Source organism: Actinomyces ihuae, from assembly GCF_001457875.1.
GTDB lineage: Bacteria > Actinomycetota > Actinomycetes > Actinomycetales > Actinomycetaceae > Pauljensenia > Pauljensenia radingae_A.
Window position 1 is genome coordinate 729,081 of record NZ_CZPX01000005.1, and the last position, 14,475, is coordinate 743,555.

Consider the following 14,475-nt stretch of genomic DNA (forward strand, 5'->3'; position numbering starts at 1 on the left):
GATCAAATCCAATGTCACAGCGGACCCTTTATCGTTCGTGCTGACAGCTTGAGCAAGCTCGGCCCTCGTTCTTGCTAGAAGCGAGTGGGGGTGTGGGATCGTCGTGCGAATGGCGAACGTTTAGAAGGAGAGGCTCCAGTCTTCGGGTAGGCCCATGCTGGTCGGGCTGACCAGGGGATTCGTTAAGAACTCATTGTGGATAAGGGCAGCTACTTTGCTTGGCCAGGTGGTTCCGGGCGATGTCACTCGGATGAGGTTTGCCATGACTGTGATAACGCCGAAGATTTTCTCACTCTGCCCCTGGGGAAGTGTGATGAATTCCGGCAGGGTTCGTAGTGCCGCTGTCGGAGCGGGTGCAAAGGATTTATTCCATAGCCTTGCGTGGTGTGCGCAGTGATTGCGGACGATAGTGAGTTGTTCCATCCATCGCACGAGCGGAGATTGAAGTTTTGCTTTGCGTCGCTGGTGTTTCGACAGCATCCCCAAATTGATGATGATCCCAAGGTCTTCGGCGATGAGGCGCTGGTCGGCGGCAGGCAGACCTTCATAGAGACGCGATATGTCGGCGAAATCTAGTACCTCGGCCAGAACCCAGAACGGGAATTTGTCGTCATATTTGTCTCGGTAATGTCTTATGGCTTCGTTGCTGCGGCCTGCACGAGCCACACGTTTAGCTAGAGTTGACATCCATCTTTGATGGTCAAAGGATGGCCGAAACCGACTTGGATCGGTGTAGGAAAGTGGATCAGTTGTGACCAAGGCTTCCCCTACACGGGTACGCATTGCGATCTCTATGCGTTCCATACCATCATGCACGAGAGTACGAAGTTTCCGGTCCGATTCGTATAAAGATACCGCGTCGCTGAAACGCGTGCCCGACCGGAAAGCGTCGTCTCGAACACCATCATGAGTAAGCAAACGAGCGGGATACCAGTATGCCGATAGTCGGTAGTAACTGACGTAACGTAACCATCGGCTGGCAAGCTCAGGGTCAACTTCCATGCCCCGGGAACGTAACAACTTAATGTGTTGAGAAACTGTTGCTGCTTGCTTTATTGGCTCGCCCAATACGACTACTCCAACCTCAAACAGAGATCCAGCCCACTCCCGACCTAAGTCGGGGCGGGCTGAACGATTACTTCCATTATAACCGCACCCAGTTTCTGAGTGCCAACCAAAGCTGAAAATATGGGGTTAATGCCCGGATTGTGTGTACGCGGTGTTGGTTTTGTTCGGTGTGTCAGGGGTGTTAGCGCTGTGCACATGCTTTGAGAGCATGCATAGTCCATGGCGCTAGGAATCAGCCGTGTTGTCATCACGCCCGCTTAATATGAGGGCTGGCTTTCTTATACCCAAAAAACCTTGTCTAGCCAAGTAAAACACGAACCCGCGAATGGTCTGACAAGCGTGAACGTGAACTCGCCAACGCTCGCCGGATTCTAGACCCCAAGGGTATACTCGCCACACGCAACCTCAGCCTTATTAAATCCGGGGTCATTGTGGATACTTAGACGTCGAAAATGATAAAAGCCGCTTGAACCCTTGAACCCCTGTTGAGCAGGGGTTTTGTCGTTTCTGGGGTTGTTCGTTGGCTCGCTGGAGGTCCGGTGATCTGGTGCTCGTCGCCATGACGTCCGCGCGGCAGGGGCACGTTTCTGGTTGAGGGGGTCTGCGGGAATGCTTGCGTTAGCGGGTATCAGACGAGGGTGTTAGAACAAGAAATCTGGCATCGAGAAGGCTTCTGGCACGTTGTATCTGATTTCGTTGGCTTCTTTGCGGACGTTGATGTTCGAGCTTTCGAGGAGAATCGGGTTCAGGTGGGGTTTTCCTTCGTGAAGGAAGATTGCATTGGAGACGTTGATTCGAATGTAAGTGGCGCTCTCGCGGGTGAATCCGAGTCGTTGGAGAAGGATGGTTTCCTGTTTCGTTGTGCCGTACTCGACGTATTCGTACCAGTCGTTGTCGAACTGCTCTTTTCCGTGGACCTTCTTGTATTCGTTGGAGAATTTAAGAAAGTAATTCGATAGCTCAAAAAGGATTACTTGCTCAATAGCTTCAAGCGTGTCACTAAAAACAAGGTTTCGGTGTTCTTTCGAATCTAGGTAGCGATTCGGTTGCCGATTGATCCACACAATTCCAGTTTTCCGGTGATGCTCGATTGCACGATTCATGATGGAACGCAAACCGTGTCCCTCCATCCACTGCAACAGGAGGACGGTGTACCAGGACAGCATAGCGAGCTGGTCACTTCCCTTGGTTGTTCTCCCTAACGTCTCGGGATTGTAAATTCGCCATTTGAAGATTGAGGCAAGCCGCTGAAGAAACGCGAGGGTCTCGTCGTAACTGAACTTTCCGTTTGGAGAAAGTTGTGGATACTGGAGTCCAGCTTGGATTGCGTGCGTCAGCGCTTCTGCCTGGTCAACGGAGACATTGATATCGTCATCTTGTTGGCCTTCGCGTCGCGAGAAAGTAGCAATAATGCTGTTGGTAGCCTGTTCGTCAAGATAGTCAGAGAATTCTTCACGCACCAGGCTTTGACGTCCGGTAGTGATGTCGCGCAAGAGCATGAGACCGAATTTGCGTTTCATATCATAACGCTCATAGCTCTCATTCCCTTTGGAGAATTCGATGCGACCTTCCTGTAGATCCTTGACGACACCTTGCTTCATTTTCTTGCTGATAATTTGTGAGTCAGTTTGCACGGATAGCTTCTGTGCAGGAACGTTCGCTTGTAGGAGTTCCTTGGCCTTTTGCTCGGATGCAAGTTGGTTGCCCACGATGATGAATACGTTGCCGTAGAGGTTGAACTCGATACGCCCGACTCGGCCGATCAGGTTCTTGAAGTCGACTGCTGTCATTCCTGCTCTGCCGATTTTGTTGGTTGTGATGACGAGGTTGTCGGCGGGAAGGTTGACTCCTTCGAGGAGCGTGCTGGTGCAGAATAGTGTCGAGATTTTGCCTTCGCGGAACAGGCCTTCGATGCGTTCGCGGATCGCTGGCGGGAGGTAGCCGATGTGGTAGCTGACGCCTCTACGGATGAGACCGCTGAGGTAGTAGTCCTCGTGGACGTCGCGTTCGATGTCTTTTGCGAGAGCGTCCAAGTCTTTATCGTTGAGGTCTGCCAAACCCTGGGCATAGTCACGCGCCGCTTGCACTGCGTGATGTCGGGCAGAATGAAACACGATGGTTTGCCCACGATGATCTGAACCTCGTGATGATTCACTAACAAATCGGGTTACGCCCTGTGCGGTAGCGTCCTGAGCTTGAAGTGAGGCTAGGTGCGTGAATTCTTGGGTGTGGTCGTTGTAGCTGGAAATGGTGTTCTCGTGCAGGTTGACGAGGTATTTGAATTGCGCGACTGGCGAATACTGGGTTGCGACCGCGTTGGTTTCATTTTCGTCAGAGTTTGGATCAACCAGCCTTAGGAATACCTCTGGGTTGGGAATGTTGGGTGAAGCGAAGATGAAGTGTGGTGGTCTGTGGCGGTGTTGAAGGATTGTCACGGTTTGGTAGTAGAACGGGGCGCGGCTGTTCTTGCCTGAGAGTTTGTGTGATTCGTCGAAAAAGACGTACTCGAATTCGATTGCAGGTTTGCCGATCAGAAGGTAAAGCAAGCGTTCTGGGGTGAGCACGAAGATGAAGTTGTGATCGCCTTCGAGCACGATGTCACCAGCGGCACTGACGATTCGATAGTTGTGCCGTTCAAGGTCTTCGCCGAGGTCAGCGATCAGTTTCGAGCGGGTCTCGTTGATCAGCGCTTTTGACGGCACGATGATCGCAAAGTTGGCTGTCACCCCGGATTTGATCTGGTTGGTGATGAAGGTGCGCATGATGAAGGACTTGCCCAGTGACGTTGGGGCCGAGAAGGAAAACTTGCCGTCGTTCAGGCGGTCGTAGATCTTCTTTTGCGGCGCGAAAAACTTCATCGACTTATCACCGGGCACGGTGAGGTATTCGGCTTGGTAGGCGTTGAATGCGGCGTCGAGGATGCCCGCATCGGAAGTCACACCCAACTGCTTCAGGCCTGGGTAGTTACCTAGCGTGGTGAAGATTGCAGGAACGTATGCTTTCGTTCGCGCGTCTTGTGGGTAGAGAATGTGGCACAGGAGCGCGATTTCTTGCGCCCACACCCTGTGTCGGTCACGATTGGTGGGGTGGATTGATTTCGACAGCAGGTCTGCGAATCGCAGGGCGGCTTCAAGATCCACGTCGTATGGGTGACGATCCGCCAGCCCCAATCGATGTAAGCCGTAGTTGTAGAGCAGGTTGGCGTACAGCTGTTTGAGGAATTCGTTGGAGTCGATGTCAGAAAATACGAGCTCGCCGACTGTTAATTTCTTGTCAGACATGGCTACCACCTGGCCCACCCACGAGCCCATCCATAATTGCGTCCGCGTCAACGTCTACTTCGTTGAGAGGCACAACGTAAATGTAGAACGAGTAGTTATCGAGGTTTCGGGTGTTGATCTCGTTGGCGATGATTTGGGCGTGCGCGGCGATATCTCCCTGCATTTTCTGATCGAGCGCAGCCCGATATTGCTGGTTGCCATAGTTCTTCGGATCGAGACCGATGTCGTAGCCCAGGAACATCGAATAAGCGGTATCAAACTCGGGTGCTCCACCCGGCTTCGGGATTAGCAGATCTTTGACGTAGTTTGCTGTTGCTGGGTCGAGGGTCTTGGTGAACACAGTTTGCTCGGCGAGCTGAACCTCGTCTGAGCGATTCTGTTCTATATCTACAACGCGGTCGAATGCTGCAGTGATGGCATCCCCAATGTTGCCGACCACGCTGGAGGTTCCAAACACGATGCTGCTGGTGGTTCGCTGACCGTCTGGTGTGAGTAGGTGGATGGCGTCACAGCGGCTGTGGATCTGGCCTCGGGCCTGGTTGAGCTCGATCTTGCTCATCACTTTGGGTGCTTCGAGGATTTGTTCGAGCAGGACGTAGAGCAAGATTTCACCTAACCCCATGCCGTCTTGTTGTGAACGCATCCGGTTTACCGCGTCGAGAGCAACTTCTTCGAGATCGTCTCGCTGTTTGTAGCCTTCGTATTCGGCGCGGGAGAAGACGTAGCGTCCAACGTTGCGTTTGAGGAACTTGACGAGGGCCGTGTGGTCGAAGCGGTTGTTTTGGATAGACAGATGGAACAGGCGTAACTGTTCGTCGTTTCGAAGACCTAACGTGTTCGAATGGGCCACTTCGGTGAACGTGGACGCGAATGTGTCGCCGCGCAGCGTTGGCGTGATCGTTGCCTGTGCCATCTCGTCTTCTCCCAAGAGGTGTCCTTCCCGCCTACAGCTTTTCGAGGATACGCACGAGCTCCGACAAAGTGATCGCCCCGTCAGGCGGAGTGACGCCATCTTCGAAGACCATGTAGTAGCGGTAGTCATTGCCAGACATGTTCGCCCACGCCCGGCCGAGCCTGATCTTGCGGTTAGAATCGTCGTTCTTCAAATGCTCGCCCTTGGACTCGATAACCACGATGGTGCCGCTAGCGGTCATCACGACGAAATCTGGGTAGTGGTTGAACGGACCGTTGAGGCAAAAGCCCTTGCGTTCAATGATCCGGTGCCACCAGCGAACGTTGTCCATTCCAGAGAAGCGACCAGCGAGTTCGAGCTCAAATCCGTTCATCTTGTCTTCGGCCTCATACAGGGAGCCACCAATGAGGGAGGAGGCATGAATGGGCTGGATCGCTTTCGGAAACGCGTATAACGCTTGAACATCAACGCGGCGGGTCTCGATATCCTCATAGAATCTCTTGACTTTGTGCGCTTCCAAAAGACCATCGATTTTTTGCTTGACCTTGCTTGCTACCGCATGCGGATGCTCTTGAAATGTCAGCAGCTGCTCGGTGCCAAACGCTTCAACCATCCGCACAATGTATGCGCGCAAGTCAGAGTCAGTGATCGAATTGATCGGTTTGATCCGATCGTAGATGGCGATTGCCGTGTTGCGTTTTTGTCCTTCGACGCTCAGTTTCGAGAAGTGTTCGCGCATGAATTTCTGATCGGTACTCGACATCCGGAAGGCTTTAGGAACCTCGGAGTCCTTTCGCACGTCGATCTTGTACATCTGCTCATCGGCCGTCGACAGGTCAATGTCGATGTCTTTCGTCTTTAAGTCAAAGTCACCGGCTAGTGCCTCGTGCTTGAGCTCGTTGTATCCCTCATGAGCGGTCGGGAACAATGCTGATCCGGGTTCTTGGATGACGAATTGGGGAAGGCGAAGGATTTCGATCTCGTCATCAAATTCGTGGTTGACGAAGCTCGTGTCCACAGCATCCTCCAAATCTGAAGGTACGAAGCCCTCACCCATCTGTGCAGCTTCTTCGACCTCCTGCTCATAGTCCGCACCCTGCTGAGCCGCCTGCTCAATCATCGAAGCAACCGTCGGATCCGCCGAAGGCTCTGGTGAACTAGCGGATTCTTCTCGCGCATCCAGATCAGCTGCAACCTGTTCTTCGTCAAACTCCAAGAACTCTTCAACGTCCATACCTTCCCCTGCGACTGGGGACGTTGGGGCAGGTTTGCTTGGCTGGTCCGTGCCAGTGAAGTCGAAAGCTACTTGATCGGCTGCACGGAAGTCACGCTTGGAGAATCCGGCACTGTTGAGCCCCGCAACGATCTGATTGAGCGTGGTCCCGAAATCGTTCGAGGAGGTCAACACGTAACTCATGTTCAACAACGTGTTCGGCTGCTTCCTGGCGTGGGGTTGGCGCAGAACACGGCCAAGGATCTGCTCAACATCGACCTGACTGGTCTTGTTCGCCAACGACGCCAAAATATAGGCGAAGGGGCAATCCCAGCCCTCCTTCAACGCGTTCACGGTGATGATGAACCTGATCGGGCACTCCTTGCTGAGCAGGTCAACGCCTTTAAGCTCGTTTACGTCGGCGGTCTTGATCGCGATCTGCTCTGCAGGAATACCCGCCTTGACGAGCTTGTCACGCAGCCGCTCAAACGAGGTAGCGTCCTCGCTCGTCTTCGGCTGAGCCTGAAACAACACGATTGGGCGAATATAAGCGCCACCACTTTCATACTGCTGTGTAGCAGCGATTTCTAGTGAACGACGCAGGTCGATCGCGTCTGTGACAACATCCTTTTGTGACGCCCGGTTGTATGCGATGACCGGAAGTTTGACCATGCTCTCGTTCTTAAGTGAGAGCGCATCCACATACGAGATCACGTTTGCTTGCCGCTTCGGGGTTGCGGTTAGATCAAGAATGAATGCAGGGTTGAAATTCGTGAGCATCTCCTGGCTCAACGTGCTCGTCGCGTGATGCGACTCATCCACGATAACGACGGGATTCAACTGGTTAATCACCTGGAACAGTGCAGTTTCATCCGCGTTCTCGATCGGCTGCTCCGGGGCACCAAACGCGGTCGCGAACGAGGCGAGATTCCCATTAGCTTGGTATGCCTTGCGTCCGTCCTTTGTTCGTGAGCGGAACGAATCATACGAGAGCACCATCACTGACAGCTGCTCAGCCACGGTCGACGGGCTGAAATTCTGCCCTGCCAGCAGCTCTTCTTTCGAATACACCTCAACTCGGCCACCAAAATCAGCGTTCAGCTTCTGTCTATACGGGTGCAAGGGATTCTTCAACGCAGCCAATGTCTGCGTCAAAATTGAATCCGACGGCACCAGCCACACCACAGCCTGTTTCCGCGTCGGCGGCAAAGCCTCAAATATCGGCTTCACCGACGCACAAGCCAAGAACGTCTTCCCACCACCAGTTGGAACCTTGTAACACACGTGCGGAACACCAACGATCACATTCTGGTAGCCCGGCATCTGCGGGGTGCCAACCTCAATCTGGCGAGACTCCCAAAACATCTTAAAAGCATCGCTCAGCGTAGGCTGCTCGTTAAGCTGCGTGAGGTAATCCTCTAGATCGGCGATCACCCGGTTTTGATACTTCTTCAACTCCATAACCAACACTCCTTAGAGACGGGTGATATCCCGAGGGATCTTCTTAAACGTGATATTCAGAGAGCGCAGCTCCTCATCAGACAACAAACACGTGTCGGCATAAATCACATACGAACTAGCCGCACACTCAGGAGGGATCGAAGCCAGATAGTCACGATCCAAAACCGTTGCCCGATCCGGCTCATACACGAAAAACAACGACGCATCCTCATGCCGTCCTAAGAAATACGGATGAGCACTGGTCGGATTCGAGAACGCCTGCCCTGTCTCGGTGAACCACACATACTCACGGACCCGCTCAAGAGGAACATCAGGATTCAAATCACCCTCAACAAGAAGCGGCGCGCCAAGCTCATAAAAGGAGAAGTCACCTCCCGTACCTCCTGTCCTATTCTTGCCAGAGCCGTACCCCTCGATGGCTCGCTTTACGCGTTCAGCTGTGACTTCGTTTGCGTAGTCTCCAAGTTCGACCAGAATAAACTTTCGGCTTCCATTGTCTGCTTGATTTGTGGCAAGCACTGCATGGGCGGTTGTTCCCGATCCAGCAAAGGAATCCAAGACTATGGAATCTTTGTTTGTTGCCTGTTCGAGGCAAAGCTGAATCAGCTCAATTGGCTTAGGTGTGTCAAAATCACGCCGCCCAAATATCTTTTTGACCTGAAGTGTGCCGGTCTCTGCCGAAAACTCGGAACCCATCCAAACAGATTTAGGCTTGGCGCGTCTCACTCCACCAAGATCTAGATAATCCTTTTGGAAAACGTCGAACTCGTCACGACCGCGAACCTTCTTTACCGTCAACTCGCCGATTCGTTCTCGGGCAGTTTCCCGACCCCAGCGCCATCGCCCGTCGGTTCCATCGGACAAGCGTGGATAAATTTCGATTTCTTCTTTTGACTGCGAGTTACCCAATTTGAGTTCACCAGTTTTGCGGTTATATGAAAACGGGTAGTACATGTTGGGTCGATCTTCGCGTTTTGCCCCTGCGCCGCGTTTCCTGAGACCTAGTTCACGATACCTTCCATGTTCATCTTCATGCCGGTAATCCTTGACGTACTCCTCGGGCAATGGAACGCCACGAGTGATGAAATCGACTCCACGATAGAAGAGGAGATGTTCATGGGCGGTAGCGACATACTTAGCGTCGCTACGACCCTTCCAGTTGTTCACCACGGCTATATCGGCAACAAAGCATGCGAGACCAAAGATCTCGTCGCAGATGAGGCGGAGGTTGGCTGCTTCATTGTCATCGACCGAGATGAAGATGGCTCCGGTTGGTGCGAGCAGGCGTTGGAGCAGGCGAAGCCTTGGATACATCATGCATAGCCATTTGTCATGGCGGGAGAGGTCTTCGCCTTCTTTGCCGACGACTTCGCCAAGCCATTTCTTGATTCGTGGGTCGTTGACGGCGTCGTTGTAGATCCAGCCTTCGTTGCCTGTGTTATAGGGAGGATCGATATAAATGCAGTCAACCTTGCCTTCGTACTTTGGTAGTAGAGCTTTGAGGGCTTCGAGGTTGTCACCATGAATAATCATGTTCTGTGAGCCGTTGTCCCCATCGTGTTGGCCGTGCTCGTCATATGAGTATTGGCGGTCGAGGACGCGGTAGGGAACGTCGAGGTGGTGGGTGATCACCTTGTCTTTGCCGACCCAGTTCAGTTCTGGCATTAGCGTTCCTCCTTAGGCTCGTGAGGGTTGTTGGGATGTGGTTCTTCTGCGGCTTGACCGGTGCGGACCCATTCGTCGATTTCTGAGAGTTTGAACTTCCAGACCCTGCCGACTTTATAGGCAGGGAGATTATGGGTTGTTATCCATTTCGTGATGGTTTCCCGGCGCACCCCGAGGTGAGTTTGCGCTTCTTTCATGGTGACCCAGTTTTCTAATTCAGCTTCGCTCATCGTTCCTGCCTTATCGCTTGAAGATCCGGGTTAATAACTGTGACATCGACATTGAAGGTCGCGCTTTCACGAGGGAAGCAGTTCTCGCCTTCCTGGTTGCGCATTTCCCAGTGGCTTGAGGCTGCTCCTTCGTAGCCTTGCGCCCGAAACGTGCAAGAAATCTTGATGAACCTCGCTGTCGCTGGTGGGCTGTCAGGAATGGCGATCTGTGTGGTGCCGACGGGTCGTAGTCGCGGGTCTGTTGGATTCGTACAGACGAGTGTCCGACTGGTCCAGTCGATGCTGCCCACGTTGCGCAGTGTCCAGGTGTGAGTGAACTCGGCCCAAAATCCTGGCTTGTGTTTTTGCAGTGCGGGCGGTTCCGTGACGTCGACGCGATCTCCTTGATAGAGCGGCTGCGGCACGGGGTTTATTTCTTCTGGTTCCTGGTCTTCAAGGCGAAGTCGGTAGCAGTGTTCAAGGACATCGCAATGGTTTGGATCGTGGATGATCGCGTCGAACCAATCTGTGAGTGCCCAAATGAATGCTTCTGGTTCGATAGTGAGGGTTGAGGGCAGTCCGGTGTCTTTGCCGACTTCTTGGCAGCGGTCGTCCAATGTGGCCCGTGTGCTTGGGAGGGGCGTCAGGTGGGTAAGAAGGAAATCATGCAACGATTTCTTGCTCACCTGTGTAGGAAATGATTCGTATTGCGGTTCGGAGATCGGTTTCGCTCCGGTAAAGATCTTTCGCGCGTACTCGTCGTCTAACCGCTCTGCACTGCCAGCGTGTTGGAATACGGCTTGGACAAATTTTGCCTGGTTAGTGATGGGACTCTTCCGCTTGTAAACAGCGCGACAAAACTCGGGCAAACCCATGTGCGTCACGCTCCTCTATGCCGAGTCCCAAACTAGTCCCAGAAGTCCCAGTTTTTGCTTCTCTCAACGATCTGAAGTCCCAAAACCACAGCGTTTGATGAGTATGTGAGCAAAACACGAGCCGACGAGACGAACAACTTCTATCTCATTATCGCACGCCGACTCGCGCTAACGCTCATGAACACGCATCAAGTGATGGTGGGTGTCGTAGCAAGAGCGAAGGAGGTGAAGCACATGGGGAGGAACCGTAAGCAGACGTCCGCGAAGGTGGCGTCCAAGGCGTCGAAGATTCTGACCAATGGCCGTTATGGCAAGGACTCGAAGTCTGTTGCCGCTTCGGCGTTGGCGCAGACTAAGCCGCTCAAGCGCGGCAAGTAGCCGTACACAGCCCACTCGGTTTCGACACAGTGCGGGCCGGGTGGGTGGGGACGGTAGCGCTGGTGGCCACCGGTACTGACGTTCTCCAAGCCTGAGCGTGATTGTTCGGGAGCTCATCTGGCGGATGAGCAAGCCCTATGGCGGGTGCAGGCCGTGGGGTTAGACAAACAAATCACTAGTGAGACCTGCTCTGGGAGCGCTCGGCGGGTCACCTCACCCAACCCTTCTTCACTGAGGGGTATGTGGGGTGGCTCGCCTTTGTCGTCTTCCAAGTAGTTCTCACCAGTGATCTGAGCCAAACAGATCAGGTCTCCAAATCACCGGGATTCCCGGAGAAATGGAGATCCTTCGATGAAGGTCACCTTCAGGCACGAAGCAGATAACAACAAGAACGAGTCCATCACTGACACTTTCGACTTTGACCCTGGCGAGTTCGCTCTCATGATCGCAACCGACCGCCAGCAACGCGCCGCCGCTACTGGTGTTCCGCTCGACCAGGTTAAGCCCTGCACACCGCAGAAGATTCTGGACGAGTTGTGGAACGCAGAAGAAACGGCCACGCATAAGGCGGTTCGCGCCGATCGCGGCAAGGGTAAGAAGAAATGTACGTGTGGGGCTGGGTGCGGTCCTCGACGTGGATGCCGCGTCCCGAACAACGCACCGTTTTCGTATGAGCAGATGCTCGAGATCGATCTTGACCCTGCTTCACCGGGTATCAGCGCTGAAGACCAGGTCATTGAACGTGAAGACAACGCCCAGCACGTCCTTGAGCTCAAGGTCATGTGTGGCGTCATCGCTGCTTTGGATCCTCAGCATCGTGAGGTGATGACGCGTCTGCTTGCAACCGACAAGCTCAATCAGGCACAGGTGGCGCGCGATATGGGGTTGACCCGTGCTCGGGTATCGCAGCTGGTGGCAGAGGTAAAACCGCTGATCCGGCAGGCGGTTGAGGAGGCCCGATTTAACACTTTCGGTGGTGTCGGCAGTGGGGTGAAGGGAGAAGCCAACCGGGCTGCTCCCACAAATGAGGAAGAAAGGTAAGCCCGATGGCTCGACATAGTCTCAAGCTTCATATTGCCCGGCATATCCCTGACGACCCCGGAATCGTCGCCACCAAGAATGTGACGCTGCGTGAACGGCTCATGCGCCTACTGCTTGGTACCCCACGCAAAGTCATGATTCTCGTTCCCGGTGACTCGGTCAAGCAGATCGACATCACCGAAAACAGCGACGATGACCTCATGGCCCTGGCTGATGCTCTCAAGGCGGGTGAATCCAAATGATGATGCCGGAAATTAACGCCTTCATTCGTGATGGAAATCAGACGATGCGGTCGCTCGCCGATTTGCTTGCGCGGGCTCAGCAGATCGTTGAGGAGAGCTTCGAAGACCACGCAGGAATGCCTGGTGAACGCCCGGAGCTTGCCTTGCAGATCAAGGAACCCTTCGAAACCATCCCAGCCACGCACGCCCAGCCAGAACTACTTGCGGACGAGCCAGAGGTTGAACCTGAACCGACGGTGACGTTGGAAGAAGTACGTGCTTTTCTTTCCGAGCTCTCAACGCAAGGTCACACGGCAAAGGTTCGTGAGCTGATCGTCGAGGCTGGTGCGGACAAGCTCTCAGCGGTGGATCCGGCGAAGTTCGGCTGGCTGCTGGATCGAGCGAAGGAGATTGCTGATGGCACCGTCTGATCACGCACTCCTCTCTGCTTCTGGTGCTCACAGGTGGCTCAACTGCACCCCCTCCGCTCGGCTCGAATCCGATGAGCCAGAATCCACGTCTGCGGCTGCCGAGCAAGGCACCGCCGCCCATGCACTGGCTGAACACAAACTCCGCAGGGCGCTCAAGCAGCGCTCGAAGCGGCCTGTCTCGGCCTGGATCGATGACGAGATGGAAACCTTGACTGACGACTACGTCGCCTTCGTCCAGGAGCACGTCTCGATCGCACGGGAGGCCTGTGGTGATCCGCAGGTGCTGATCGAGCAGCACCTGGACTTCTCCCATGTGGTGCCGGGAGGTTTTGGCACCGGGGATTGTGTGATCATCGCTGAACCCACCTTGCAGATCATTGATCTGAAGTACGGGCAAGGTGTGTTGGTTGAGGCTGAGCGTAATCCCCAGTTGATGCTCTACGCTCTCGGAGCCCTTCACACTTTCGGCGACCTGTACGACATCGAGCGCGTAGCGGTGACGATCTACCAGCCGCGCCGGGCGAACGTCGACACCTGGGAAATCCCCGTCACTGAACTCGAGCACTGGGCCGAAGCGGAAGTGAAACCGAAGGCTGAGCTGGCAGCGGCTGGCGAGGGCGAGTTTTGTCCGGGCTCGTGGTGTCAGTTCTGCAAGATTGCACCCACGTGTCGGGCACGAGCTGAAGCCAATCTTGCGCTGGCCAGGTTGGAGTTCGCCCCACCAGCAGAACTTAGCGATACAGAGATCGCTGACGTGCTGGCAAGGATTCCGCAGCTCAAAACTTGGGCGGCGGATGTGGAGGCCTACGCCCTGTCGAAGGCCGTCAACCAGGGAGTGGTCTTTGAGGGGTTCAAGCTCGTAGCCGGACGGTCGATACGCAAATACACCTCCGAAACCGATGTCGCTGCAGCGGCTGAGGCGGCTGGATATAGGGACATCTGGGATCGCAAGCTCATCACCCTCACAGCCATGGAACGCCTCATGGGTAAACCCGCCTTCAACGAGGTCCTCGGTGATCTCGTGACCAAGCCTGCAGGAAAACCTACGTTGGTTCCTACATCCGATAAACGGCCAGCGCTTGACCTGGTGAGTGCGGCCACCGATTTTCAACCAAACAAGTAACGAGTAGAAAGAAGAATGATTATGTCAACGACTAACACAACTCGTATTGTGACCGGCGAAGTTCGCCTATCCTACGCACACGTGTGGGAGCCGAACTCCATCCAGGGAGGCAAACCGAAGTACTCCGTCTCCCTAATTATCCCGAAGTCCGATACTGCCACGATTGCGGCGATCGAGAAGGCCGTGGATGCAGCCATCGAGGCCGGGACGGCCAAGTTTGGTGGCAAGCGCCCCAACAAGGCCGCCCTCAAGTTGCCGCTGCGCGATGGGGATATTGAGCGTGACGACGAAGCCTACAAGGGCGCCTACTTCCTCAACGCCAACTCCCTGACCGCTCCGCAGATCGTCGATCAGAGCGTCGCCCCGATCCTGGACCGCGCCGAGGTGTATTCCGGCTGCTATGCCCGTGTCAGCCTCAGTTTCTATGCGTTTAACACGAATGGCAACCGAGGCATCGCCTGCGGACTCGGCAATATCCAAAAGACCCGTGACGGCGAGAGCCTTGGCGGTGGACGAGTTTCCGCTGAGACCGACTTCGGTGCCTTCGCCGCTGATGACGACTTCCTGAACTAACCATCCCCACACGTGGAGGGAAT

At 54.4% G+C, this 14,475-nt stretch carries 13 protein-coding genes; 6 read left to right on the forward strand and 7 right to left on the reverse strand.

The genetic code is table 11. The features are described from left to right. Nucleotides 1–120 precede the first annotated feature (120 nt). The 7 genes from BN3002_RS07855 to BN3002_RS07885 all read right to left on the reverse strand — a co-directional run bounded on the left by BN3002_RS07855 (nucleotide 121) and on the right by BN3002_RS07885 (nucleotide 10,685). The gene (locus BN3002_RS07855; RefSeq protein WP_082628689.1) at nucleotides 121–1,002 is read right to left on the reverse strand and encodes an Abi family protein; all 882 of its coding nucleotides are present in this window, start codon (nucleotides 1,000–1,002) and stop codon (nucleotides 121–123) included. A 707-nt stretch (nucleotides 1,003–1,709) separates the two neighbouring features. Beyond that, on the reverse strand, nucleotides 1,710–4,349 hold the full coding sequence (locus BN3002_RS07860) for a DEAD/DEAH box helicase (protein WP_231723461.1): 2,640 nt from the start codon (nucleotides 4,347–4,349) through the stop codon (nucleotides 1,710–1,712). Then, nucleotides 4,342–5,262: a HamA C-terminal domain-containing protein gene (locus tag BN3002_RS07865; protein ID WP_007000771.1), complete on the reverse strand. Its 921-nt coding sequence runs from the start codon at nucleotides 5,260–5,262 to the stop codon at nucleotides 4,342–4,344. Before BN3002_RS07865 ends, BN3002_RS07860 begins: the two co-directional genes overlap by 8 nt. Nucleotides 5,263–5,293: 31 nt before the next feature. Then, nucleotides 5,294–7,936 (reverse strand): DEAD/DEAH box helicase, encoded by a 2,643-nt coding sequence (locus BN3002_RS07870; RefSeq protein WP_058237391.1) that lies wholly within the window; start codon nucleotides 7,934–7,936, stop codon nucleotides 5,294–5,296. 12 nt (nucleotides 7,937–7,948) lie between these two features. Beyond that, the gene (locus BN3002_RS07875; RefSeq protein WP_058237392.1) at nucleotides 7,949–9,601 is read right to left on the reverse strand and encodes a site-specific DNA-methyltransferase; all 1,653 of its coding nucleotides are present in this window, start codon (nucleotides 9,599–9,601) and stop codon (nucleotides 7,949–7,951) included. Next, nucleotides 9,601–9,831 (reverse strand): helix-turn-helix domain-containing protein, encoded by a 231-nt coding sequence (locus BN3002_RS07880; RefSeq protein WP_058237393.1) that lies wholly within the window; start codon nucleotides 9,829–9,831, stop codon nucleotides 9,601–9,603. The genes BN3002_RS07875 and BN3002_RS07880 overlap by 1 nt, the downstream gene beginning before the upstream one ends. Continuing rightward, nucleotides 9,828–10,685, reverse strand: coding sequence for an NBR1-Ig-like domain-containing protein (locus BN3002_RS07885; protein ID WP_058237394.1), 858 nt, complete (start codon nucleotides 10,683–10,685; stop codon nucleotides 9,828–9,830). Before BN3002_RS07885 ends, BN3002_RS07880 begins: the two co-directional genes overlap by 4 nt. Nucleotides 10,686–10,919: 234 nt before the next feature. On the opposite strand from BN3002_RS07885, the gene BN3002_RS07890 reads away from it, so the two are divergent. The 6 genes from BN3002_RS07890 (at nucleotide 10,920) to BN3002_RS07915 (ending at nucleotide 14,452) form a co-directional block, all read left to right on the forward strand. After that, nucleotides 10,920–11,063, forward strand: a complete 144-nt coding sequence (locus BN3002_RS07890) for a hypothetical protein (protein ID WP_257525579.1) — start codon at nucleotides 10,920–10,922, stop codon at nucleotides 11,061–11,063. Between the two features lie 351 nt (nucleotides 11,064–11,414). Continuing rightward, nucleotides 11,415–12,104 (forward strand): sigma factor-like helix-turn-helix DNA-binding protein, encoded by a 690-nt coding sequence (locus tag BN3002_RS07895; protein WP_058237395.1) that lies wholly within the window; start codon nucleotides 11,415–11,417, stop codon nucleotides 12,102–12,104. A gap of 5 nt (nucleotides 12,105–12,109) precedes the next feature. After that, nucleotides 12,110–12,346 (forward strand): hypothetical protein, encoded by a 237-nt coding sequence (locus tag BN3002_RS07900; RefSeq protein ID WP_058237396.1) that lies wholly within the window; start codon nucleotides 12,110–12,112, stop codon nucleotides 12,344–12,346. Then, nucleotides 12,343–12,756 (forward strand): hypothetical protein, encoded by a 414-nt coding sequence (locus BN3002_RS07905; RefSeq protein WP_058237397.1) that lies wholly within the window; start codon nucleotides 12,343–12,345, stop codon nucleotides 12,754–12,756. Before BN3002_RS07900 ends, BN3002_RS07905 begins: the two co-directional genes overlap by 4 nt. Further along, nucleotides 12,743–13,879: a DUF2800 domain-containing protein gene (locus tag BN3002_RS07910; protein ID WP_058237398.1), complete on the forward strand. Its 1,137-nt coding sequence runs from the start codon at nucleotides 12,743–12,745 to the stop codon at nucleotides 13,877–13,879. Before BN3002_RS07905 ends, BN3002_RS07910 begins: the two co-directional genes overlap by 14 nt. A 15-nt stretch (nucleotides 13,880–13,894) precedes the next feature. Next, complete coding sequence (locus BN3002_RS07915) at nucleotides 13,895–14,452, forward strand: DUF2815 family protein (RefSeq protein ID WP_082628603.1); 558 nt, start codon at nucleotides 13,895–13,897, stop codon at nucleotides 14,450–14,452. Nucleotides 14,453–14,475: the final 23 nt, after the last annotated feature.

What these genes read in the sequence shown, in the direction of transcription:
- BN3002_RS07855 (WP_082628689.1), bottom strand. Translation starts at nt 1,002, where the DNA reads ATGGAAGTTGACCCTGAGCTTGCCAGCCGATGGTTACGTTACGTCAGT.
- BN3002_RS07860 (WP_231723461.1), bottom strand. Translation starts at nt 4,349, where the DNA reads ATGTCTGACAAGAAATTAACAGTCGGCGAGCTCGTATTTTCTGACATC.
- BN3002_RS07865 (WP_007000771.1), bottom strand. Translation starts at nt 5,262, where the DNA reads ATGGCACAGGCAACGATCACGCCAACGCTGCGCGGCGACACATTCGCG.
- BN3002_RS07870 (WP_058237391.1), bottom strand. Translation starts at nt 7,936, where the DNA reads ATGGAGTTGAAGAAGTATCAAAACCGGGTGATCGCCGATCTAGAGGAT.
- BN3002_RS07875 (WP_058237392.1), bottom strand. Translation starts at nt 9,601, where the DNA reads ATGCCAGAACTGAACTGGGTCGGCAAAGACAAGGTGATCACCCACCAC.
- BN3002_RS07880 (WP_058237393.1), bottom strand. Translation starts at nt 9,831, where the DNA reads ATGAGCGAAGCTGAATTAGAAAACTGGGTCACCATGAAAGAAGCGCAA.
- BN3002_RS07885 (WP_058237394.1), bottom strand. Translation starts at nt 10,685, where the DNA reads ATGGGTTTGCCCGAGTTTTGTCGCGCTGTTTACAAGCGGAAGAGTCCC.
- BN3002_RS07890 (WP_257525579.1), top strand. Translation starts at nt 10,920, where the DNA reads ATGGGGAGGAACCGTAAGCAGACGTCCGCGAAGGTGGCGTCCAAGGCG.
- BN3002_RS07895 (WP_058237395.1), top strand. Translation starts at nt 11,415, where the DNA reads ATGAAGGTCACCTTCAGGCACGAAGCAGATAACAACAAGAACGAGTCC.
- BN3002_RS07900 (WP_058237396.1), top strand. Translation starts at nt 12,110, where the DNA reads ATGGCTCGACATAGTCTCAAGCTTCATATTGCCCGGCATATCCCTGAC.
- BN3002_RS07905 (WP_058237397.1), top strand. Translation starts at nt 12,343, where the DNA reads ATGATGATGCCGGAAATTAACGCCTTCATTCGTGATGGAAATCAGACG.
- BN3002_RS07910 (WP_058237398.1), top strand. Translation starts at nt 12,743, where the DNA reads ATGGCACCGTCTGATCACGCACTCCTCTCTGCTTCTGGTGCTCACAGG.
- BN3002_RS07915 (WP_082628603.1), top strand. Translation starts at nt 13,895, where the DNA reads ATGATTATGTCAACGACTAACACAACTCGTATTGTGACCGGCGAAGTT.